Origin of the sequence: Arthrobacter sp. AG258, assembly GCF_004364695.1 — a bacterium.
Classification (GTDB): domain Bacteria; phylum Actinomycetota; class Actinomycetes; order Actinomycetales; family Micrococcaceae; genus Arthrobacter.
Window position 1 is genome coordinate 167,679 of record NZ_SOBI01000002.1, and the last position, 23,273, is coordinate 190,951.

Annotated in this window: 20 protein-coding genes; 7 read left to right on the plus strand and 13 right to left on the minus strand. The window is 61.2% G+C overall.

Going from position 1 to position 23,273, the window contains the following annotated elements:
- Window positions 1-73: 73 nt before the first annotated feature.
- Both DFO47_RS04080 and DFO47_RS04085 read right to left on the minus strand, forming a co-directional pair.
- On the minus strand, window positions 74-775 hold the full coding sequence (locus DFO47_RS04080) for a DUF6308 family protein (protein ID WP_133830805.1): 702 nt from the start codon (window positions 773-775) through the stop codon (window positions 74-76).
- Between the two features lie 65 nt (window positions 776-840).
- Window positions 841-1,632, minus strand: coding sequence for a hypothetical protein (locus tag DFO47_RS04085; protein ID WP_243835340.1), 792 nt, complete (start codon window positions 1,630-1,632; stop codon window positions 841-843).
- A gap of 258 nt (window positions 1,633-1,890) precedes the next feature.
- Here DFO47_RS04085 and DFO47_RS04090 point away from each other — a divergent pair, with 258 nt between their 5' ends.
- Together DFO47_RS04090 and DFO47_RS04095 are read left to right on the plus strand one after the other, a co-directional pair.
- Entirely contained in the window at window positions 1,891-2,190 is a 300-nt protein-coding gene (locus tag DFO47_RS04090) for a DUF4193 domain-containing protein (protein ID WP_133830806.1), read from the plus strand.
- Entirely contained in the window at window positions 2,162-2,578 is a 417-nt protein-coding gene (locus tag DFO47_RS04095; protein ID WP_133830807.1) for a hypothetical protein, read from the plus strand. Before DFO47_RS04090 ends, DFO47_RS04095 begins: the two co-directional genes overlap by 29 nt.
- A 75-nt stretch (window positions 2,579-2,653) precedes the next feature.
- On the opposite strand, the gene DFO47_RS04100 is transcribed toward DFO47_RS04095, so the two are convergent.
- Window positions 2,654-3,310, minus strand: coding sequence for a uracil-DNA glycosylase (locus DFO47_RS04100; protein WP_133830808.1), 657 nt, complete (start codon window positions 3,308-3,310; stop codon window positions 2,654-2,656).
- Window positions 3,311-4,146: 836 nt separating this feature from the next.
- Complete coding sequence (locus DFO47_RS04110) at window positions 4,147-4,632, minus strand: hypothetical protein (protein WP_133830809.1); 486 nt, start codon at window positions 4,630-4,632, stop codon at window positions 4,147-4,149.
- Between the two features lie 161 nt (window positions 4,633-4,793).
- Between DFO47_RS04110 and DFO47_RS04115 the strand changes: the two genes are divergently transcribed.
- Window positions 4,794-8,066, plus strand: a complete 3,273-nt coding sequence (locus tag DFO47_RS04115) for a hypothetical protein (RefSeq protein ID WP_133830810.1) — start codon at window positions 4,794-4,796, stop codon at window positions 8,064-8,066.
- 53 nt (window positions 8,067-8,119) lie between these two features.
- On the opposite strand, the gene DFO47_RS04120 is transcribed toward DFO47_RS04115, so the two are convergent.
- The 5 genes from DFO47_RS04120 to DFO47_RS04145 form a co-directional block, all read right to left on the minus strand.
- Complete coding sequence (locus DFO47_RS04120; RefSeq protein WP_133830811.1) at window positions 8,120-11,194, minus strand: hypothetical protein; 3,075 nt, start codon at window positions 11,192-11,194, stop codon at window positions 8,120-8,122.
- 88 nt (window positions 11,195-11,282) lie between these two features.
- The gene (locus DFO47_RS04125; RefSeq protein ID WP_208294369.1) at window positions 11,283-11,825 is read right to left on the minus strand and encodes a hypothetical protein; all 543 of its coding nucleotides are present in this window, start codon (window positions 11,823-11,825) and stop codon (window positions 11,283-11,285) included.
- A 292-nt stretch (window positions 11,826-12,117) separates the two neighbouring features.
- Window positions 12,118-12,936 carry a nuclease-related domain-containing protein gene (locus DFO47_RS04130; RefSeq protein ID WP_243835341.1) on the minus strand — a complete coding sequence of 273 codons (819 nt, stop codon included), beginning with the start codon at window positions 12,934-12,936 and terminating at the stop codon, window positions 12,118-12,120.
- An 875-nt stretch (window positions 12,937-13,811) separates the two neighbouring features.
- Window positions 13,812-14,213 (minus strand): SHOCT domain-containing protein, encoded by a 402-nt coding sequence (locus tag DFO47_RS21475; protein WP_347876396.1) that lies wholly within the window; start codon window positions 14,211-14,213, stop codon window positions 13,812-13,814.
- Window positions 14,214-14,385: 172 nt separating this feature from the next.
- Window positions 14,386-15,297 (minus strand): hypothetical protein, encoded by a 912-nt coding sequence (locus DFO47_RS04145; RefSeq protein ID WP_133830813.1) that lies wholly within the window; start codon window positions 15,295-15,297, stop codon window positions 14,386-14,388.
- Window positions 15,298-15,479: 182 nt separating this feature from the next.
- Here DFO47_RS04145 and DFO47_RS04150 point away from each other — a divergent pair, with 182 nt between their 5' ends.
- Complete coding sequence (locus tag DFO47_RS04150; RefSeq protein WP_133830814.1) at window positions 15,480-16,427, plus strand: hypothetical protein; 948 nt, start codon at window positions 15,480-15,482, stop codon at window positions 16,425-16,427.
- A 320-nt stretch (window positions 16,428-16,747) separates the two neighbouring features.
- Here DFO47_RS04150 and DFO47_RS21285 read toward each other — a convergent pair whose 3' ends face one another.
- The 3 genes from DFO47_RS21285 to DFO47_RS21435 form a co-directional block, all read right to left on the minus strand.
- A complete protein-coding gene (locus DFO47_RS21285; RefSeq protein WP_243835343.1) occupies window positions 16,748-17,707 on the minus strand; it encodes a hypothetical protein in 960 nt (319 codons plus the stop codon).
- The gene (locus tag DFO47_RS21290) at window positions 17,704-18,687 is read right to left on the minus strand and encodes an ATP-binding protein (RefSeq protein WP_243835345.1); all 984 of its coding nucleotides are present in this window, start codon (window positions 18,685-18,687) and stop codon (window positions 17,704-17,706) included. Before DFO47_RS21290 ends, DFO47_RS21285 begins: the two co-directional genes overlap by 4 nt.
- Window positions 18,688-18,903: 216 nt before the next feature.
- The gene (locus DFO47_RS21435) at window positions 18,904-19,161 is read right to left on the minus strand and encodes a zinc finger domain-containing protein (RefSeq protein ID WP_133831054.1); all 258 of its coding nucleotides are present in this window, start codon (window positions 19,159-19,161) and stop codon (window positions 18,904-18,906) included.
- 381 nt (window positions 19,162-19,542) lie between these two features.
- Here DFO47_RS21435 and DFO47_RS04165 point away from each other — a divergent pair, with 381 nt between their 5' ends.
- From DFO47_RS04165 to DFO47_RS04175, 3 genes are all read left to right on the plus strand, one after another.
- Window positions 19,543-20,259, plus strand: coding sequence for an adenylate/guanylate cyclase domain-containing protein (locus DFO47_RS04165; RefSeq protein WP_133830815.1), 717 nt, complete (start codon window positions 19,543-19,545; stop codon window positions 20,257-20,259).
- An 89-nt stretch (window positions 20,260-20,348) separates the two neighbouring features.
- Complete coding sequence (locus tag DFO47_RS04170) at window positions 20,349-21,071, plus strand: adenylate/guanylate cyclase domain-containing protein (RefSeq protein ID WP_133830816.1); 723 nt, start codon at window positions 20,349-20,351, stop codon at window positions 21,069-21,071.
- Window positions 21,071-21,622, plus strand: coding sequence for a Pycsar system effector family protein (locus tag DFO47_RS04175; protein ID WP_133830817.1), 552 nt, complete (start codon window positions 21,071-21,073; stop codon window positions 21,620-21,622). Before DFO47_RS04170 ends, DFO47_RS04175 begins: the two co-directional genes overlap by 1 nt.
- A 668-nt stretch (window positions 21,623-22,290) precedes the next feature.
- Here the strand turns inward: DFO47_RS04175 and DFO47_RS04180 are convergent.
- Window positions 22,291-23,166 (minus strand): DUF5677 domain-containing protein, encoded by an 876-nt coding sequence (locus tag DFO47_RS04180; RefSeq protein WP_133830818.1) that lies wholly within the window; start codon window positions 23,164-23,166, stop codon window positions 22,291-22,293.
- Between the last annotated feature and the right edge of the window lie 107 nt (window positions 23,167-23,273).

Sequence of the window (23,273 nt, forward strand, 5' to 3'; positions counted from 1 at the left end):
GACATCGGCCGGCTGCGAAGCTGGCGCGGGCGGTTTCGAGATTCGACCAAGTTTGTCGTGGCTTCGCTGTGCTTCAGCCGGCGATTCCGAGTTTGCCGGCTCGCCCGCCCTTGATGCCATGGTCCTTGCCGTAGCGCCACAGGATGGCGTCCATGATGCGCAGTTCGGAAATGGGTGTCTGGACCGTAGAAAGCTTGTGAATGCGCCCCAATCGTCCAGCAAGGTCGGGGTCTTTCATGAAGAGATTGTGCCAATTCAGCCATTGGCCTTCAGAGGTGTCTTTGCCCACGACTGCCCCAATTACTTTGTCCCAGATGGGGATGAGATGCGGTCGCTTCCTCGCCATGATCTTGCTGGCTGTGGTGGCCCCGACATCCCAGCGCGTTTTGGCTGTGCGTCTCAGCTCCTGCCAGAGCAGCCATGAGGGGCTGCCCTCCCCGAGAGTGGCTTCCGCTTCCGCGACCGTGAGGTCGCTCATCTTCACGTCGGTGGGTATATCAGCCAGGAGATCCTGTATTTTCCCCGCCAACAGCTCCTCCTGCAGTCCGATGATGGCCTGGGCCGGCACTTTGACGCTGAGCATGGACACGGCGACAGCGTCGCTGTCGGTGATCCTGTCCCTCACCTGCGGGTTGTCGCCGCGGTTCGCCCATTCATCAAAGTAACTGCCGGTACTGAGCAGCCCCGTCTTTCTGGACGGTTCAAGGTAGTAGCGCCGGAGCAGTTCGGCTGCGGCTTCGACGTTCTCTTCTTTCAGGATGGCTGGTAGTTCCATGAATCCCCCTATGGCTTCAATCCGCGGACTATGACCCTGACTGACCCTGCGACGTCGCTGGGTAGTCAGTCTGTATGGCGAACCTCAATCCCGGGGTGGTTCTCCATGACCCAAGCGGCCATCCGACGGTTCCGTGCCGCGATGAACTCCAGCGTGGCCTCCCGGTACGTTACGTACTCGTCTTTTGTGGCCGGCATCCCGGAACGCTTGAAGTTGTCGAAGGGAAGGTAGAACCGAACCTCTTCGTAGTCGGGCGTCACGAGGTCTTGAAAGTGGAAGAAGTCCACGAACTCCTTGAATCCGTCGAAGAACGCAAAGAAGTCCGCGTACGCGTTGATGACATTGGCCAGTGGGCTCTCCGGTTCTCCTGCGTAATGACGCCGGATGCACTCCAGGGTCAGATCCATCCGGTCGGCGACGAGCGACCTGAGCCCCCTCGCCTGGTTCATCGTGGGTCGGTCCTTCTTCCTGACGGGCCAGATCATCGCACTGCCGATGGTGTACGGCGGCTTCAGGTAGCGGGCCCGCTGCTCCTCATTCAGCGAGGCGATGGCGTTCGCCAGAGACGCCGTACGTGCCCGGCCGGTGTAGGAGTGGGTGATGGCGTCACTGCCGTACCAATGCATCGCTCTGGAGGGGTCGGTGAAGATGAGGTAGCCGTCCGTACGCTTCGGCGGCGCGGTCGGTTCGAACAGGACGCCGGAGTTCAGCGTCTTGGTCCACAGCAGCTCGTGGTCCGCCCGGAGATTCGGACTGCCACTGTCCGGGTCAGTCCCTGGAGGGGTGTCGGTCATGTAGTTGAACGAAGTATCGAAGACGCGCGGCTGTTGCTGCTGCGGGTATTCCGGATCACTCAAGGTTCCCCCAAAGACCAGAGTTATAAGACGAACGAACCGGTGGTTGGGTCCGCAAATGTCGCGGCCATCGGCTCTGTCCCAGACTAGGTGTCACTTCCTGATATTGAAACCCCACGTGTGCGACTGACTCTCGGCAATGCTCATGTTCCCTGGGGTTCTGATTGTGTGCCCATGCAGCCGCTTTTTTATGGAATTCTTCCCGTGTCCTGTACGTTGCAGGATCGGTAATCCCCATCAACAGAGAAGAGATGCACCTCCGTGGCAACCGATTACGATGAACTGCGCACCGACGTCAAGGAATCCCAGGAAAACTCCCTGGAGGCCCTGAAGTCCGCCAAAGCCCCGGATGCGAAATCCGTGGTTCAGGAGCTCGACGAGGCTGACGCCCTGGACGGCCTGACCCCTGGCGGGGAGTTCATTGCCGAAGAGCTGGTCGTCCAGGTCATCCCGCAGGCTGACGATGAGTTCACCTGCTGGTCCTGCTTCCTGGTCCGCCACCGTTCGCAGAAGGCCCGCGAGAAGGACGGCCATGCCTACTGCGTCGAATGCGAAGGCTGAGCGGTTTTGGCCGGCTGTTCCGGAGCATATCTGGAACAGCATCCGCGAAGAATTCACCCTGCCGACAGCGGCAGACCTGGAGACGCATTTCCAATCCCTCGGCGACCCGGAGGCCATGCGCCGGGCAGTTCGGGTATTCATCGGCGAGGGAACCTTCTGCCCGGGCTTCCAGCTCAAAGATGGGCTTTTCCACGAACCTGTGCTGCGTCTCTTTGATCAGGCGATGATCCTGAAGATTCCTCATAACGTGTTCGCCGCCTGGATGGTCAGCCCGCTGCCGGCAGAAACCCGTTCCCGGCCAGTGGACATACTGGGCAGCATGACGCTGCTCCAGAGCTCCTTGGTCGCCTTTGGTGACAGGTACCGGCCGGCCGAAAAGCGCAACTAGCGGCTTGGCTCTGCCGTATCCGAAGTCAGATGGCTTCGTGGAGGGCATGGATAAATGGCTGCACATGTACCCGACCTAGCGGGCATCCTGCCCGCGGTCCAGAATCTGACGAACCTCGCGAAAAGCTTCGAAACGGCGGTTGGCACGGGCTTCCCGAACTGTCGGATCAGGGTCTCTGAGTGCCGTCCTGCCGGGGTGGTAGGTTTCCACTGCTGCATATCGGGCAGCGACACGGGGGTGTTTGCGGGCGAACCGCTTCCACAGGGTCTGCGCTTCGCCGCCTTGGAGGAGTACAACTTCGAGCTTTGGCATCAAGTCGATCAACCGGGCCAAAGGGTTCAGCCCTTCCGTGATCTGCGGGCTCCTCAGACCGCTGGACTGATCGTGGCGGTACCACGGGTAGGCGTTCCAAGGGGTCAGGTCAGCAGGCGTCAGGTCCACCGAGGCGAGCAGTTGGCATTGGAGGGCTGCGGAATCGTCGTCGTTCTCCACGCACAGCATTCCGGAGCCCATGGTCTCGTGGGTCATCGGCCCGGGATCACGCAAAATGCTCAGGATCCGGGCCTCCGAGCCCCCATGAAGAGGCGCGACGTACGGCACCCACCCCCGGCCGGTCGAAGGCTCAGGCTCCCGGAGGGACTCGACCAGCTGGTTCACTGCAGTGACGTGTGGAAGGTGCACACCGGCGAACTGCTCAGCTTTGAAGGCCGCGTCCCTCATCTGTTTGACCATCCTTGGATACTAGCCGCCGTCCAGCCCCATCCCGGTCCGTGGCATTGTCGTGTTTCCGCCCTCACGGGACCGCTAGGACAAGCCACCCGGAACGGACGCTGCACCAGTGAGATACTTAGGGGCATCCAGGAAGCCGCCTACGAAGCGACAAGATCTTAGTGTTCCGGCTAGCCGCCAAATGTAGAAAGTCAGGCCTGCAAGGGTTCGTCGCAGGCTTTGCAGGCCTTCCGGCCGCCAACACCGGTCTCCTCGACGACCAGAAGCCGTTTCGGGTTTTCGTCCCAGACATTGCCCACTGAGTTACACCAGGCCGGGTGATAGACCTTTCCCGAGCTCACCGCGTAAACCTGGCCCGGGCCTACCCTGGGTGAACCATCGCTACGGCGCGACGCTGGTTCAACCGCGTGCAGCTCCCCCAATTCCTTGGACTCCTGCTTGGCTTTTGCTGCCGCCCGCCAGGCACGGCGTGGACGTGGTGTCATCTATTGATCAGTTTCTGTCGGGGCCGAATTGTCGTGTCATCAGCGCGTCCTTGTAGTGCGACTCCGCTGAATCCACTTTCGTGGAAGGTGTGCTGGGTCCGAAAACGCTCAAAGGTTGAAGACAAAGTGCCGGGCGTGGTCTGTCTTTGTAGTCTCTCCGGCTGCATTGTCGTAGGCAAGTTCGCGGAGAGCGACGTTTCCGCCGTGACCATCGCCAGCGTAGCTCGTCCACCGACCGAGGACACGCTCAGCCCCGTCCGCCTTCCCGATGTATTGCTTACCGTTGGTGGAGTCGGTGATGAGAGAGCAGCATCGGCCTGGTGCGGAGCAATCATGGAAGATCAACGGCACACCTCAACCCTTCATGCCAGCCAGTGCCTCGTAAGCCGACCGAAACTTCGCCGTCACGTCGATCCCACTGCGGCGCGCCCGAACCATCGGAAGTCTCGGACCACGGGCGTGAGGGCTGACGAGATTCCGGAGCTCTTCGCCCGTAAACTCCAGCGCCCAATCCAACGCGTTCGTTTCCCGGTCGAATCTAATGCACAGAGCCAGATCGATGTCGAGCGAGTCGAACTGGAACATGCGGTCCACTCCCCTCGGCAACGTACGCGTCTTCACCTGGATCTTGCGATCCAGCGCGTCAGTTAGGTCGTATCCCTTCGTCCCAGGGGGCGCAAGGACGCCACCGTAGACCGCCAGCGCCAGAGCTTCGCCGACCTCACCTTGAATACTGCCGGATGTGCGGGAGACACCGCGGCGAATAATCTCCTGTCCGATGCGCGATTGCAGTTGGAGCAGCTCAGAAAGAGTAAGTGCGCTCAAGTCAGGAATCGTCACGGGATCATCATAGATTCATGGGTAGATCAGCATCGCGGTGAATCGGCGAAGTCGGTGCTCGGACGACGCAAGACTTCGGCAGCCTGATCTTCTCGTGTCGTAGGGCCCACGTACGCTAAGGGCATGAACCAACGGCCAAGTTTCTTAGAGCGTGACCAGAGTTGAGCCTCACTGACTGTTTGAAGGATTCCGGCTCACCGGTGCGGGCCTACCTTGAGCGGGTCTCACCGCGCCTTGAAGCTTCGGCCGGCAACACCGCGGGCGCGCGGATTGCTGCCGGCGAACTCGGACTCACCGCGCTCGTTGACGCTGAAGTCGTTATCCCGCGGGCGGCCGGGGTTGATGGCACACTTTCAGGCACGGCTTTCGATTTCCGTGCACGGATCGAACTCGGTGGTTTCGATCCGCGGGCATCAGCCGCCGCGGCAGGCGTAGCCCGGGCAGCCGAATACACTGCCTGGGTCGAGAACGGTCACCATCGGGTGTCAGTTCTCGCTGAGTCATTCGACGTCGCGCAGGCATTGCTGCACCATCCGGCGAATGACACTGATCTTGATCGGGCCTCAGTCCTTCTTGCCCATTGCGAGCGTGTCCTGCGGTCCGGGGCACGGGCGCTGAGCGGCAGAACCGGGAAGCTGCTGGACAATGCCAGCGACGGACCCTCTTTCGCGGACCAGATCAGCCCGATGATGGTGGCCGACATCGGCTCTCTCGTCGAGGCCGGCCGGATGCAGCTCGAGGAATGGTGCGGCGAGATCGCAGACGGAACAGATTTTGCGTCGAACCCCGGGTTCGCGGGGTCGGAGCTCGTGGGCGGCGCGGACGCTGATTGGATCATCGGCGACACTCTGATCGACTGCAAGGTGTACAACCGGCTCAGCGTGTCCGAGCTACGCGGCTTCCTGTTGCAGCTCCTCGGGTACGTCATGCTCGACCTCGACGACCGTCTCGGCATCCGCCAGGTCGGGATCTGGCTTCCGCGCCAGGGTCTGATGCCGACGTGGAGCCTCACGCGGCTGCTTTCCGGGGACCCGGAGATGCTCCTCCCCTCCTTGCGGGAAGGCTTTGTGCGCACCACCGGAAACCAGCAGATCGCGCTCAAGGAGCCAGTGCCCGAGCGCCACAAACACCAGATCCTCGCCGAGAATCGGCACACGCACTTTGAGAAGCTGGACAAACTGGCCCTGAGCGAGGACCCAAGCATCCGGAGCCGCGTCGGGCGCAACACTGTCACACCAGAGGCAACGGTGCGTGCGCTTGCCGCGGATCGCGCATGGAGTGTCCGCAAAGGCGTCGCGATGAACGAAGCGGCACCTGATGACATCCTGCTGACTCTTGCGCGCGACAAGAGCGTCGCGGTCCGCCGCGCTGTCGCCGCGAATCCACGTGCGAAGCATGAAGTCATCAAAGCCCTGGCGTCGGATCCGGACGCCAGCGTGCAGTGGACGGCGCGCTCGAACGACGGAGCGGTCGTCCTGTTGTCTCAGCCAGGAGCGCGCCCTTCTGGGATGCCCGCTCCGGCGGGCACCATCATGAGCATCGACAGGGCCCCTGTCAGCCCGACGTCGGACGCAACGTGGCTCTGCAACTTCATCATGATGATCAACGGCGCGTCAGCGATATGGGCAACTAGACTGCCGATTCCGGACGCGAGCTGGCGCTGGGGTATGCAGGCGAAACGCCGGCTTGAGGTGCCTGCATGGCTCCGGGCAGGACTGCCGAATGACATCGCATCGGATCTGATGAGCGCCGACCGTCCGGCGCAGCTGCGGAGAGCGGCAGCATGGCAACGACCTGTCGATCATCACGGAATACGTGACGCCCTGCTGCAGGATCCTGACCCCGCCATCCGCTGGCGCGCGCTCTGCCGGACGGTGCACAAGGTCGACGACCACCTCGCTTCCTTGCTTACTGAGCTCGGAACATCACGCGCTGCACGGCTGCAGTTCCGCACGCACGGATCCAGCGATTTCAATAACATGGATCGTCAGGATCGGGCACGATACAACGACGAGGTGCTGTCGGTTCTGGCCTCGCATCGTTCCACTCCCCCTGACGTGCTGGAGCAGCTGCTTGCCAGCACGTCGCCGACAATCCGTGCGCGACTGGTGGCGAACCCGTCCGTCGGCGCGGAGGACCGAGGCATACTCATCGAGAAGATGCTCAAGAGCCGGGATGCAGGTTCACGGGTGTTCCTTGCGGAGCTTGATGACCTCCCGCTCGGCGTGCTCATGCGGCTGGCCGCCGATGATGACTTCGATGTCCGTTGCGCAGTCGCACGGCATGAACGGCTCCCCCAGAGCGCTATGGTTGCTCTTGCTTCTGACCCGGAGTGGGAGGTGCGCCTTGAGGTTCTTCAGAACCCGAGCACGCCCACGGAGCTCATCGCTGATACGGCGACCTCGGTTTTGCACGACGCGCCGGACTGGCGTCTTCCTGGTGTGCTCGCCGCGGTTATCGATCTGGCGTCTTCGGAGGTACCGGGGGGCGTGATCGAGGAGGCTCTGGTCCGTCTGTCCAAGAGCCGTCATCGGGACCCCGATGTCCGCGACGTTGCAGCGAGTCACGAGCGAACACCGCCCGCTGTGCTGACCAGGCTCGCCCGCGTTGCGGACCGCTACATCCAGGCGGCCGTCGCGGCAAACCCACGCACGCCGGTCGACGCTCTGGAGAAGCTCTCGATGGACCCGGACGAGTACGTCCGAACACGGGTTTCAGGAAACGAATCGACTCTGCCAGCGACGATCATTGCACTATCGCATGATGCGTCGCCAAGGGTGCGTCAAGGCGTAGCGGACCGGGCCAATCTCCCTCTCGACGTGCTGGAGCGCCTGCTGAATGACGAATCACAAGAGGTGCGGGAAATTGCATTAGCGAATCCTGGAGCACGAGAGGTGTTCCACCGCCGGGGTGAATCGTTCGATGATGCCGTTGCCGAATTCAACCAGAAACAAGCCCCGACACCGACGAACCGCGCCATGCTCCTTGAAATGGCTGCGAACAGCCGGGCCCAAGTGCGGCTGCTGGTGGCCTTTGACCCGAACGCAGACGCGGACATCCTCTCCTTCCTCGGCGGAGAACGACGAAGCACACACGTGCGACGAGCCGTGGCTGCGAATCCTCACTCGCCGGCAAACCTGCTCGCTTCCCTCGCCGAAGACAGCGACGAGCTTGTTCTTCAGGCAGTCGCCTTCAACGGCGCTACGCCTGCCGGCGTACTTCTTGATCTGGCGGCACGCAGCGTCGACCTGGCATTGCTCGTTGCACTGAATCCTGACACGCCCGATGAGGTTCTGGACGTGCTGACGAACGATGCCGAGCCGCTGGTCCGGTTCGTGGCGAACGGCATGAGCACAAGGCGGCACGCGTCGATTTCTGCAGGCACATCACGAGCGTCGCTCCCAACAGTCGGCCACCCGCACAGCTGTCAGTAGCTGACGGGCTGAACAGGGTCTGGCCGGAACAGGAGACGCATGCGACAGGAAGATCAGCGCGGCGTCGTGAAGATTGGCTCATGTTCAACGTCGTCGTCCCAGTAGTTGAAGCGGTCGCCCAGGAGTCCGAGGAACGATCGTGGGTCCACACGGTTGAGGCGCACCTCCAGTCCCCACCGACGTACGGTCGTGAGCGCGGCGTTCGAGAGGTGAAACCACATCCTGTCTTCGGTGAAAATCTTCAGCGGCGGCTCCGGGTCCTCCTCCCGTTCCTCCTCCTGCGTGAGCAAACTGACTCGTTCGACGTCGGCCTTGGTAATCGAGGTTGTCATGTTCAGGCCGCGCTGCGCTGCGCGTCCATTGACCACAATGTTGACGACCGCGAGGAGAAGGTGCCAGTCCTTCCACCCTTCGGCACGCAGCGATGTCACAAGTTTGATGAAGTCCGTGTCCCCAGCAAGCCGCGGGAGCGTCAGCCGCACCGGTGGCAGCATTTTCTCGTATCGTGCGGCGATCGCATCAATGGACGCGGCACGGTCGTAGGCCGATGCATGTTCCGGAAGCTTCCTGCGCAGTCCGGTGGCGGGCTTTGGCGACCGCGGCCTGTCGGCTCCGATGAGACCCCCTGACAATCCGCTGATCCCGTCGTAGAACGAATCTTTGTGAACGTCGACGAGGTCGTCGTAGGGACGCACGCAGGTCAGCATGTGCGGAAGCCCGCGTTCGAAGGTCCGCTCCATCACGGCGATGAATGCCGGCTGCCCGAGGAGCGACTGGGTGACGATCGCCTGGAGCACAGCGGAGGTGACCTCGAGCTGGTCCGCTTCGGGTGCCAAGGCTCCCGAACGGGAGAGGATCACCCGATGCCCGACTGTGCCACGGTCGCGCTCCGACTCCGCGGTGAACACCGATCCGGGCTCCACGGGCCGGTCCGAGACTTCGACCTCGACGCGGATCTCACCTGGCACGAGAAGGAGGTCCTCGCCGGCGAGGTCAGCGAGGGTGATCTGCACAGCCGCCACGAATCTCTCGGCCGCGAGTACGTGGGCCCGCTCGTTCGGGGCGGTCACGACCCATACATTGCCGAGCGCGGCCCAGCTGTACTCGCGCACCGGGCCTGCATCGGAGAAGGGCCGCCCAAGGCCCCCGCGGTCCGCCGCGTCTGCGGTCTCATCCTCTCCGGGGGGCTCAATGTGCGCGACCGAGGCCAGCATCGGAGCGACGAGCTCATCGAGCTCGGTGGACTGGACCACGCGTTCGATGGCAGGCAACAGCCCGGGGCGAAGCGAAGACGCGGCCCGCAGGACGTGGCACTGGTCGATCAGCATGTCCATGAAATACGGATAGCGCTCGAAGCTCCACGGATCACCCGCCAGTTGCGCCTGCGCCCAGATCCCGATTTTGAACGTTTCGGTGGCGGTTAGCCACTGGCCGGCCTGGTGCTCGTACGTCGCAGTCAGGATGATGCCCCGGGCCACGAGGACGGCGAGATCGGGGCCGCCGCTCATTCTTGCGACCGATACCGCGCTCATCGCGTACTGCTTCGCGGCCAGCGGAAGTCCGAGGTCGCTGTATACGGCCGACGCGAGCAGCATCATGATGGCCGCGCCCTCGGCAGCGTCGCCGTTGAGCCAGCTGAACTTCGCGGAATGAATCTCACGAAGGGCGTCTAGGGCCCGGCCTCCTTGGAGCAGAGCCATGGCGCGGCTTTGTGCCCGATCTCCTGCCGAAGCCCGCCCCGAGCGCTCGATCGTTACATCGTCCAGCGCTTGGCGCACCTTGAGATAGTCAGGGTGGTCGATCAGGGCAGGCGATGTGAAATCGAAGATCGACATGAGTTCATCCAGGGGTACCATCGGAGCCTCCGGCAGGGTCTCCACGAGGTCGACCAAATGCCTCATGCCTGCTTCGAGGTCGCGCAGCTCCGCGTCGGACGGCACACCCGGAAGCCCGCGTCCTTCCCGCTTGGCGGCGCTCAGTTTCTGGTGGATCTCCGACATCAACGGACCAGGTCCGGAGACTTCGTCGAGCTCCTCCGGCGTGAAGCCCCGGGGACCGAGAGCGAGGATCGCACCGGCTGCCAGCAGGCCCGCCTTCGCATTCATCCCGGGCGCTGCACGCAGCTTGGCTTCAAGCACCCTCTCCAAGTCCTCGGTCCATGCCTCCGCTTCATCCGATGTGATGGTGGTCCCGCCTCGCGGCAACGTCGCCTGCACGAGGCGCAGCAGGGTGATGGCGTCGACCAGCACGCCGGAGTCGGATGCTTGGGAGGTTAGCCGCCCGAAGTAGCCGCGGAGGATCCCGTCGACCGGCTTCAGTGTGTTGAGCCCGAACCCGGTTGCGAGGACGATTTCGTAGTCGATGCGGTTGAGCACATCGTCTCTTCTATGTGCCTCATCTCTCAGTGCCCGCGCCGAAGCGAGCCAGTCGGGCAGGTCGGCACGCGCCTCCGGATTCAGGCTGGAGAACCGAAGGCCTTCCCGCAGGTCGACGAACTCCCCCATCGAGCCTGAGCGGTCTGAAGGTGTTCGCCAGCGATTGCGTTCCTCGATATACCAGTCAGGGAGCTCATCACGGGACTCTTCGCGCGCGGGCGCGAGGGAGGATGGCAGATGGAGGAAGTCGACGGCGAGGTAGAACAGGTCCGCACTGGCGATCTCGTTCGCGATCGCCTGCGCATCCCAGATCTGCAGTGCAATCGAATGCAGTTCGCGCGCGTGTGCCTGGAGCTCATGCCTCTTCGCCGTGTCGACAGGCGCGACGGTGAAATAGATGACACGGTCGACCGGCTCCCCCTTGCCGCAGATCTTCGCAAGATCAGACCGGATCTTGGACGGAACGTTCTCGCGCTGCGCAGTTACTGCGAGAACGACTGCATCCTCAGTGGCAAGAGCGGTGAAGAGTGACGTGTCCGGCAGCTCCTTGGCCACCATGCTCCAGAAGCTCTCGGCGTCACGTCCTCCGTCGCCGCCGGCTGAGACCGGGCCCGTCGCAGGCAAGACGTTACTGACGATGCGACGGCGGGTCAGACCGAGACACAGCTGCTCGAACGGGTGATGCGCGTTGGTCTCGCCAAGGGTCTCGAGGTAGAAGCGGATCATCGTGGCGAGCTGGGCTGGCGAGGTCATGGTGGAGGGCTTCCGGATAGGTGAGGACTTCATCGTGGCATCTCATGATGGGAATTGATCGCCACTCCAAGGGCAGTCGTCTGGCCGCTCATGCTCGTCGGCGGCCGACCCATGCCAGATGCCGGTCTGCCACCACACTCCCACACAGTCGACGGCCGCGCAGGATGCCCACACGGGTGCGCCCTTCGACAAGCTGAAGACTGAAATCTCCCGGGTTGACTAGGTCCCGGTCCAGCACGATCGGCCACCGCTTCCAGGTGCCGTGGACTTCCCAACAGAGCCCCACACCCATGTGTACGCCGTACCTGCGAACGGCGACCCAGTGGTCCGGATTCTCTGCGAAATCCTCTATGGCTCCTCGGTCGGACGGTCCTGTCGGCATCACCATGAAATCGTCGACGGGCAATACTTCGACCTGCCAATCGATCTGGGCGAGATCGACCTCCCCGTAGTCATTCAGGAACGAGACATTCTCGGCGTGGTCAAATACCCATTGCTCCAGAACATCATCCGGCCAACCAAGCTGGTGGACCCTCTCCAGCTGCCGGAACTCGGCGAATCCGTACCCGCTCTCACGGCATTGCCGGGCGAGCTGAGAGAAATCACCTAGGCGCATGCGGCGATCGTTCATATGGCTCCGTGCACATCAGGAGTCCAGCTGTGAACATCACCGCTCAGGGCATTCGCAGTGCCTCGGCTCATTTGGTGCAGCGCGGAGCGTTGTCCGTCGCCGACTATCGTCGTCATGTGGAGGTTCTCCTGGATCTTGAGTGCACGCTTCGAATGTGGTCAGCAATTGCTATAAAGATACTGTCCGGCACCGACACAGCATGCGAACCTTGGTGCTACCGACTCGGAGACCGCAACGCATGGCGTAGAAGGCGACAGCGGAAGATGCTCCGACGGCGAGGCGGCCACCTGACTCAAGCAGGCTTGAACCGGGAGGCAACCGTCTCACGCATCCTCGCCACGTCAACGTCGCCGGCGGGCTCTTCTACAAGCACTTTGGCCAGCCGTTTCGGCCAGAGTACATGAATGCCATGGGTCGAGAATGCGCCCCCGATCAAGGGCCAGTCGGCTTCAACAAAGCACAGCGCCCCGGTGACCGGAACATCCCCAATAAGGTCTCGCACGACGTCGATCTGTTTGAGCACCCCATCGACCAGCTTCGTGCAATCCCGTCGGCCGACGAGGAGTTTCTCGACGCGGGGGCGAAAGATGCCACCCTCGACCTTCAGTTCAGGCCGTCCCTTGTACCGTTTGGCGTCAATGACCCAGATTCCACTGGGAGTGATGGCTATGTGGTCGATGTTGGCCTTCGATCCGGGGATGCGTCGGTCGTGAAGGACGGCCAGGCCATCAGCGGCCAGGGCATCCAGCCGAGCGCCGAGGCGTTCCTCGCCAATCGCGCCTCGATCCCAGGACTTGGTGCTTTGGCGTTCGTCAGAGAGGGTGACTGCGATGCCGCCGAATGGACCCCACTTCTCGCGGAGCTTTTCCTCGTCTTTCGCTTTGCGACGCTCATACTCGCGTCGGGCTGACGAGCCAGCTACTCCGGATACAGCCGACAACGACACATCACCAAGTCGTTCCAGGTCGGGGGTTGTTTCCGGGGTCTCGGTGGCACACTCCAAGCATCGGACGGTCTTCGTCTCGCTCTCGTAGATCGCTTCCGTCCCGGCCGGAAGAGATGCACCGCACAGCCGACACGCTCCGGCGTACCGGAGCCTCATCTTCTTCATGAGGACACAGGGTGGAGCATCGACACGGACTCAATCTGCTTGTAGATCACGGCGGTTAAACCGCGGATACGTTTACCATGGCTCAATCCTCGCCCACCGCATGTCAATTCCCTGCAACCGTCCCAGGAGCTGAGTGAAAATGTCGACCGCCGGCCTTCCGGTGAGCTGTAGTGACCTACGATCGAACGCCCGTAGGTCACTATGTCGTCTGCTGGCTGTCTGTATCCGGGAATTCACGGAGTGTGGCCGCTATGGCCCTGACTGCCGCCGGGTCCTCGGTCCAGTGCCGGGCCGTACGTGTACAGGCGTGGAAGTTTGTCACTTTCGATGCCTTGGCGGCCTCAGTTAGTTCTGCCCACGCTTCCCGCAGTTCCGCTTGGAGCTCAGGTGACATGGGCGCGCCTGGGACAGGTCCTGCGGCCACGACTGGACCTATGGGTGCCGCGGTTGCGGCTTTTCGTTGAAAAAGACTTCTAAGACCCATTTCCGTGTTCCCCCTTTTCCCCTCTGCCCAGAGTATCAATGTCCCCTCAAAGCGTCCGGGACACTACGACCGAGCGCCCAGCCCCATGGCCGGGCAGATAGCAGCAGCCGAACAGACGCGTTATTCCCGTGCGGCGGGCGGCGTTTCCAACGCCGGAAACAACCCCGATCCATGCCCCGGACAAAGAGAAGAACGACAACTTGGAACTCGTTTGTTTCACCTCTTAGTCCAGTCGATGTTCCATGCGCGCTGCTGTAGCGTGGCGTGCTGAAGGCCTGCCGGTCCCCCATCGGTGGGCCTTCTTTTCCCTCACTGCGGGGCACGATGGGCGAATTCTTGGCCGAAGTTGCCCCTGAAGTGGCTAAGAGACTGACGAAGCAGCCGCTGGATGTCAGTCCGCAAGGGTACGGAGCTTGGCGGCGCTGAATTCCTCGTCAGAGAGTGCACCCTTCGCATGGAGTTCTGCAAGGAGAGCCAGTTCTGCCGCTAAGGACCTTCTGCCCCGCATTTTGCCAAACAACCTCCGATGCCCGCCCGTGCGGGCTCGGGCTGCCGCTGGTTCCTGCGCCTGCCGTCGTGATGAACCTTTGATGGCAAGTGCGATGAGTAGGGTTATCGCGAGGACGCCTAGCGCGATTCCCAAGGGGGCTCGGAACGGCTCTGTTGCGTTTGCCACGACGGCCATAACCACCGCAGCAACTGCACACGTCCCAGCTATCCGAAGCCACCCTCGGCTGAGGCTGAACGCAAATATGTATTGACCTGGTTCGGTCGGTACTGCATGTTGGTTCATCTGCCGAGGATAGCCCTACGAATACTCATAGAACATCCCCTGATGTGAACGCGATGAACTGCCGAACGCTGAACTCGTCATAGGCGTCCTTGGTCCGCTTCCCGTTCCCATCGGGGGTGTAGTTCTTGCGACCCTTCCCAAAATACGAAGTCAAGATCGTGTCGTTGTGAATTCAAGCGTTGCCTGGGTTGTCGAGTTGCTTGCGCAGCCGCTGGACTTCAGCCTCCGCCGCGGCGAGTCGAGCCTCGATCTTCTCCCGATCGAGGTTCGTCGACGGACGCGGTGCCGGCGTCGTCCTCGTAACGAGCCAGCCGATCCGCTGATAGCCAGTGATCCGCCGCACCTGCGTACACGTGAAGCAGTCCCTCTCGGGCTCGGGGCGCGGCCAGCGCAGATCGATCATCTTCCGGATGTGGTCTCGCTCGACACCCTTTTCAGGCCATCCAGGGTTATCCGCTGCCGCCCAGCTTTCCTCGAAATCACGGCGGATTTCCACGATGCGCTCCTCGGACACCAGCTTGGGCCCGTCCTCGGGCTTCCAATCCACATCAGTGCAGACTTGCTCATAGTGCCCGCAGGAGAGCCTGACCCGCCAGAACGCCGACGTGTGTGGCTTGGGTTTCCGGATCTTCGCCCAGTCCTCGGCGTCCATCCAGTCGTATTCCGGCTCCACAGGGTCCGCCGGGAACTCCGTGACCTTGCGATCGACCCACTCGACGATGTCCCGATACGGCTTCTGAGCAGGTCCGTGGTCAGTCGTACACCAGAACTCCCCGGAGGGAAGCCTGCACTGACTGATGAGGTCGGGGAAGCGGCGATCGTCCGGATACTTGTCCTCTCCGTGCGTGTTGACCTCGTGCTTACATCCGCACTCCAACTCGACGCGCCAGCGAAACATGTTCTTGGCTTCCGGGACGAAGAGCGGCCAGAATACCGGGTCGTAATGCTGACGCAACTGGGCGACACCCTCCTCGAACTCCCGGAGGGCCTCCTTCTGAGGCCGCGCCCGCCCAGGTACTCGCTTCAGCAGTCTTGCGGATTCACGTGTCTGGTCATCGACCGGGGCAGTGTCGGCGGCGCTCACTATTCAATGCTCGTCCACAGCGTCACCCAAGTCTAGGAACAAGCCGGACATCATCCCGAAAACGTAGCTTTGAACAAAAGCCCGGTCCTGCGCAGTTCCAGCTGATGGTTTCTCGTTCGGCTAATTGTTGGCACCAATCTGCTAGGAGACAGCAGCCTGGTGTGGACGGATAATGAGCGGCTATGGAACCAAATGCTGAGGTTTCCCGTAGTCCCTGCCCGGGGGAAGAGTGGGCCTACAGGCAGCGTGACAATGCGCCGTCCGAGCGGGTGCACATCGTGGCGGTGCATCAGGAGGGTCGAAGATTCCGGGTCGACATCCGTCACATGCACGGCCATCCACCGGGCAGGGAGGAGAACGTCCCTCGCTCGCGGCTCAAGGTACCGTGGGAAGACGTAGTCCCGTACGATGCCGCAATGGATGGCTGGAGGCGGCTCAAGGCCGAGGCCATCGACGAACATGAGGCGTCGGCCCTTTGGGCGGCCCTTGAGCTGGTTGTACCTTCGGAGGTCGCCGAGCTGTCTGTCGCTTCAAGCGACGATTCGTTGACGGTCCACGATCACGTCGCCTTCGAAGCGCTCACCGGACAGACCGTGGCTGCCTTCCAAGCCCGATTTTCCTGGCTGGTTCACGACGGCGAGGTGTTCCTATCGCCGCGTGCGGCGCTGGCTGTCGTGGAGCTGGCCTGTCGCAGGAACCCGGCCCCGGTCCTGGACCTCGTCATGGCCCAGGAAGCGGTGGCTCGAGAAAAATCCAAACGGGGCGGAACAATTGAAAACTGGGAAACCCGGGAACCGTTAACGACTTCTGCCGAGTTTGAATACGACTATTACCTGCGCCGCCAAAAGCCCGTTCATGAGATCCTCCGCCAATGGTGCGGTTACGGCTCGGTGACGGCCCATGAACGGCTCTTGGCTGCAGAAGCGGAAGTCAATCGCCTCGACGTCCTCCTGACATGGGCTGTGGACCACATCCGCAGGACTGACAAGGGCACCGCAGAAATGATCGAGAGGGAGCACGAGGAGGACCGCATCACCCCTTACACCATCCGCCCGGTTCCCCAACGTCCGCTGAAACCGCACGAAATCCCGCGGATAGAAGTACCCACCCGCCGCGGCTGGTACCGCTGACACCTACCCACCGGCTCAAGACCTCAGGTCCAACGCCTCCGCGACATAAGCCACCTCTCGCACACTTTCACGCATACTCGGTTAAAGACATACCCCCGGCACTGGAGCGTTGTCTGGGAGAGCTTCTCCAGTTTCGCCGGATTGCGGAGCAGGATCTCCGCCGGACGCCAGGGGTCGAACTTGCCGTCCAACGCCTCCAGCCTGACGATCAGCCGATCGGGACCTCCATCACTTGACTAGCTCTGGCACACCTCCCCGAAGGTCCCACAACATCGGACATGCAGCCGTGCTACGCGGAGGAGCATGTCGCTGATCGTCGCCTAGCTCGACGGCAGGCCGAGCCTATCGAAGAACGCCCTGTTCCGCTCTGTGGCCGCATTGACGAGACCGTCGAAGCTGATGACTTCGACGTAGGCCTTGTAGGGCTCGATGTAGCCGAAGTACCCGAGCCCGTCATGTGTTTTGGTCAGGGTCGACAGCTTGCACATGCGCTCCATCGTCGGCGTCAGGTCGGCGATGACATAGCAGAAAGCCGGCGGCTCCTGCGCGCTCGACGGGATCGGTCGCCCAGTTGCAGTCGCCGCCTTGCCCTCACGGACGCGCGCGACGTAGTCGAGGCACTGTGCGATGGGGTTCTTATCCTCCGCCGTCGCATCATTGCGCATGGGACGCTTGAGCTCGACGACGACGATCGACTGCAGCGGCAGCTTCTGTCCTTCGGACGCGAGCACGGGCAAGTCCGGCTCGAGCACGCGGGTTGCCAGAATGTCTGGTCTGTTCGTCGAGGCATCGTCCGTGACGGGCATATTCTTGAACGTCTTGTCGGACGCGAGGTAGTCGTGGAAGACGAGCCGCTCGTCGAGGATCCACAAGTTTGACGCGTCGACCCCGACCTCGTTCGAGTCCTGCCGCATCGGGAAGAGCAGCTCATGGATACGGTCCTCGCGGGCGTACTTGCCGTTGCCGTCCGACTCGATGAGTTTCGCGAGGATGTCGAGGGTCGTTCGTCGTCGGGCGACGTAGTTCGCCAGGTCGGACTGGTTGAAATCCTTCACTGTCACGAGGTACTTGGCGAGGCGCTCGTCGTAATCTTCGGGCTTGTCTCCGCTCGAATCCGCGAATACGGCCTGGCCCTCTGCCAGTAAATCGGTTTCGATCCTCTGGGCATGCTTGTGCAGCTCCATTTCGAGGTCGGAGTCCTTCATCGACGGGTCCACGACGATCCCGGCTGATTCGATGCGCTTGATGAGCGGGCGGTACTTCGGCCCCTTGGTGCTCACGTATTGGTAGCGTCGCCCGCCATGCGCTCCGGCAGGTCGAAGTCCGTGCGGTCGGCCCTGACGTGGTCGTTGAGGTAGGTCGAGGACAGGTAGCAGACGTAGGTGAACTCGGTTGAGGTGCCGTCTTTCATGCGCGCGTAGAGGCCCGGCAGCTTCCCCGCGATGCTCTCGTCTTTGACGACCCGGTTCGCGGCGCACCAGTGCAGGCGCGGCGTCGCGTTGCGGGCCGAGGTCTTGAGGCGCAGGTTGAGCATCTCGAACGTCTGGCCCTTGACCTCGAACGACGCTGCAGTCTCGGAGTGCCCGAGCTCTTCGACAAAGTCCTTGAGCGAGAACGTCTCATCGTCGTCAGACACGAACACGTCGGGAGCGCCGCCGTCGCGGAGGAAGTACCAGATACAGTGCTCGAAGATTTCGCGCGCGATGGCCTCAACCGTCTTCGCCGCGCTCTGCTGGTACGGCTTCTTGAAGCCCTCCAGACACACAGAGCTGCCGGCATCGGTCAGTCCGTCGGGCGCGTCGTCGCGCACGACGTCCTGACTGACCGAGAACCTGAACTGACGTCCCGCAAGGGTCCCACCCTCGTAATAGGCGCTGCGCACCTCGACGCGATCGAACGCCACCAGCCAGAGCAGCCGGCCCACGCCGCGGCAACCCATACCGGCCTTGTAGTCGCTGTCGAGCGTCTCGAAGGACGTCATGTTGTCGGGCGTGAACCCGATGCCGTTGTCCTCGACGCTGAAACCGGTGATGATCTTGAGCGGTGCGCGGCCGGGAGAGCCCGCGCTAAGGTCGAACGCGCCCTGCCGCTCCCGGTGAATCCGGACGGTGAGACGCCCTCGGCCAGCGGCATCGTCTGGGAACCGCGCGTCGATCGCCTGGATGCCGTTGACGACCGCCTCGTGCAGCGGGAGCAGCGCATGGGTTTTCGGCAGTGTCGTGTTCCGCACCCGCCCTGCCAGCGACGTCTTCAGCGCCATGGTACCTCCTCCATTCGTTCGATGTTATGGACATTAGCCGCGACCACTGACGTTGAAACTGATCATGCCTCGTTCCAGTCTGACTCAACCACTCGGCCGGCAAAACATGAATGTCAATGGGAAGAGCAGTCGAGCACGGCCACGTCCGGATCCCCAACGTGACGGTCGCGCGCCCTTGGATCACCATATGCTCATCGGCCTCCGCTGACGCTCAAGCTAGCGATTTCGCTGGCAAACCGGGCAAAAGTGGCTGGAGCGATTCATGAACTTTTCGCGTACGATCGGCGTTTCGCATCGCTTGCAGGCGTGCCCAGCGAGCCAATAGACACTTAGACTTCCGGAAAACCAAACCCAACTTCCCACGTTAAGTGGGCAGCGCTGGAGCGATGAGCACCACGTGCGAGTGGAGGAAATTCCTGTCGTTACAGTGAACACATCACGCGAATACTTAAGGACATGTCCCCGGGGGTCCATGTGAAGGGTAGGTTTTACGCTCACTTAGCGAGGAGAAAAGATCCCTGCGAAATCAGCACAAACAGGCCCATCCCAGTGCGATCACCACATACATACTGGTTGGCGAGCTCGGTTCCCGCGATTGGAAAACTGAGGCGATGTCAGATATCTCGTCCCCTCCCCTGTCACGCACAGCAGGCTCGGCGGATATGGCCGGGCCTTTGGCTCGAGCTGTCCGTGGGAAGCCCGGCCATGTTCGAGCGCGCTGTGGCTTTCATCGAGGGCATGGGCTGGTCGCTGGTCGCTGGAAGCCCTCGGCCCCGGCGGCTGGACACAAGGCCCAAAGAACATGACAGTTAGTAGGCTGTTAAAGCTTTCGCTCGCTACGTTGAAATGGGGATCATGACTCGCAAGGATGACTACAGCACAGCGGTAGACTCCCTCCTCAAGACCAAGCTGGACACAAGGCGGGGCCAAGTGGTGCCGACCTCAGATTCAATAAATCTGAACAACGGGGGTGTCTGGCTGAAAGCGGTTTATCTTTACACAGACATGGAAGACTCTTCCGGTTTGGCCAAGAATCACTCCGCTACGACGGCCGCTCAGATCGTGCGTGCTTTCTTGGCTGCTGTCACGCGAGTAATTCGTGACAACAAAGGTGAGATCCGAAGCTACGACGGAGACCGCGTAATGGCCATTTTCATCGGAGACAACGCCCCGACTGTGGCTGCAAGGACGGCCCTGGAAATCAAATGGGCAGTGGACGAGATAGTCAGGCCCAGCCTGGCATACCGCCTCAGCGAGTACCTCAAATCAAGTTGGGTGCTAAGCAGCAGGACCGGAATCGATCTTGGAGATGCGCTCGTTGTGCGTGCTGGCGTTCGCAACAGTAACGACCTGGTTTCCATCGGGGACGCTCCGAACATAGCCGCGAAGCTAAGTGACCTGCACGGAGCACGCACGACCATCACTGACCGGATGTGGAAAGAGATGGCCTATTCAACGTGTTATAGCAGCGGGGAGGGGAATGCTATGTGGAGTCTGGCGTACCCGAAAGATATCGGTGGTGGCCGCGTAGAAGAGATCAGAACGTCTAACTACGGCCTCAAGATTCTCTGACCGCCTGGGAATGAATCAAAGTCGCCGGTTAGTGTCAGCCCCTCCCCATAGGCTTGGATCCATTACTAGATAGCGAAGCAAGGAGAAGCATGACGCTGAGATCAGCCGTCGAGGATGACATCGTGAAGACGGTCAACACGAGTCTCACGACGACAGTGAGGAATGACGGTGTTATTGAATCCGTTCCTGATCCAGCCAAGATGGGGTACTCACAGGGTGTGTATCTGCCATCAACTTACCTCTACGCTGACATGGCGGATTCATCCGGGCTCGTCGCCATCGCTCCCCCCGACACAGTAGCCAGGGTCATGAAAGCCTACTTATCTGTGAGTACGCGGATCATCCGCGCCAACAACGGCCACATCCGCAGCTTTGATGGAGATCGGGTCATGGGGATCTTTGCTGGCACGGACAGGAACACAAGAGCGGCCAAGTCAGCTCTGCAGATCAAGTGGGCTATGAACAATCTGGTGCAGCCCGCTATAGCGAGCCAGTTTGGATCTATCAAGAAGAATGGTTGGCAGCTCAAGCACGCATGCGGAATAGCAAGCGGCAAGTCTCTCCTCGTCCGAGCAGGGTTCAGGGGCAGTGACGACATGATTTCCGTGGGGACAGCCCCAAACCTTGCGGCGAAACTGAGCGACATACGGCAGGACCACTTCACCACATTCATCGGCAAGGGCGCATATGACGGCCTGAATGACTCCGCCAAACTGAGCAAAGGAGTCAATATGTGGCACGGCCCGTTCAGCTACGCGATGGGTGGCAAGACCTACTCCTATTACAAATCCTCGTATCGCTGGTCGGTCTGATGCGTCGGGGCAAAAATGCAGAAGCCGGATCAGGCAAAAGCGACAAGGATGCGCTGGATACTGCCTGGCGTATCCACGGCGCTCTCGTCGACTGGACTGGAAAGGTTGACGCGAAGGCCTCCTTCGCGTTTGCACTCGAATCAGCCGGCCTAGCGATGTTAGTTACCCTCTCGGGTAAGGACCGTCTGTTCAACCGCCTCGAAGGCCCGGTCCAAGAGATCACATACTACGGAGCTGGAATTGCCCTGATACTGGCGGCCGGTTGCGCAATGTGGGTGGTTATCCCCCGGTTGCGTATGTGGCACGTTAAGAAGGAGTGGAGAGACAACTTTATCTACTTCGGACACCTGAAGTTCTGGCCTCTGGAACAACTGCCGGCCAAGATCAAAGACGCCGATATGCTGCCAATCCTATCCAATCAGATGGTCCGCATGAGCAAGATTGCCTGGACGAAGCACCTCCTCGTGAAGTCATCCCTGATACTCGCCTCTGTCGCAGGGGGAGGGCTGATCACGTGCGCGGCCTTGGTGAGGCTCGGTCTCACACCATAGTGGAGCTCCGGATGTCGTACCGGGCTTTCATGCTTGAGCAGTGAAAAAATTTGATGAAGGCTGCCGCCGATCATCTTCCGGATGTGGTCGCGCTCGGGGCCCTCGTGTGGCCAGCCAGTGTTCCCCTGGGTCGCCCAACTCTCCTCGAAATCACGGCGGATCTCCGCGACGCGCTCCTCGGACAACAACTTGGGCTCATCTCAGGCTTCCAATCCACGTCAGTGCAGACTTGCTGATGGTGCCCGCAGTCGAGCTTGACCTTCCAGAAAGCAGACGAGTGTGGCCGGGGTTTTCGGATCTTCGCCCAGGTCTCTGCGTCCATCCAGTCGTAGTCAGGTTCCTCAGCATCGGGCTGGGAACTCCGTGATTTTCCTGTCAACCCACTCGACGATGTCGCGGTAGGGCATCTGGGTAGGTCGGACGGGCACCAATACTCGCCGGCGGGAAGTCGGCATCGGGTGATGGGGTCGAGGTGGCTGCGATCGTCCGGGAACTCGTCCTCCCCGTGCGTGAAGACCTCGTGAGTGCAGCCGCACTCCAGCCGGACGCGCCAGCGGAGCATGTTCTTGGCCTCGGGGACGAAGAGCGGCCAGAACACACGCTCGTACTGCTGACATATCCCCCACGCTCCTTAACGATGCGCACTTGGGGGATTTTTTACCTCGAATCTAGTCTCCGCTCTCGGATACGGATACCTGGTCGAGACCGCTGGCGTTTATGTTTACCTGGGCGACTGGACCCCATACGGATGCACCATGCTCACCACCCCGAAGCTCGGAGGGAAGAACCCGATGGAACCAGCCATTGGCCATCTCGGGAACAATCGGTTCGATGCAAGGCAAGTACATTCGCAGCTCAACAAACAGTGCGACACCCATCCGAACGCACTCTTGGATATTGGCCTCATCGTCGGCCATGACCTCTTCCACCCAACCAGGTCCGGAGCTCCGCAGGATCGCATCGACCAGGGCTCCCGGAGTCGCATGCGCGTGCTCGGTCCATGCGCTATAGAGAAGCTTGTACTGGTGCTGGCGCATCTTCAACGGCGACTTATCGCACATTTCCCAGATTTTCCGCGATGCCCAGCTGGTGATGAAATCACCCTTCTTATTCCGGAACTCATCGAATTCAGAAGTCTCTAGGTACTTCTCCAAGGCATCAAGCTTCGCAAGGTTAACTGGGTGTCCGGCTTGTGCGTCGTATCTCATCTCGTCGCGACGGGCTTCGAGCTTCTCCAGGACACCGAACTTCACATACCGCCGCATGGCCTCGCCGCGGTCCTCCTGATGGTGGAGGTATTCGATGTTCACGACCAGCTCGAACAGCTGGCGCAGCACGCCTTGTGCCAGCTCCCAATGCCCGTTCTCAACCAAGATACGGATGCCCTTAAGCGCGTTGATGCCGCGAGTGAGGATCGCTGCGTCGAAGTCGTACTCGCGGGACGGGTGATCCGGCCAGCTGTGCCGTGCGGCAGTGTGTGCTTCGTCATCGATGTCGCCAAGAACGGCAACTATCCTTTTCGTCTCAGGTGAACTGGCGACCACCTTTACGTCGGATTGGATCCCATTGGCAGGGCGCGTTGAATTGCGCTTCTACTTGCGGCTCATGGGTCGATCAAATCAGATCTGGAGCCATGCACCTAGATCCGCCA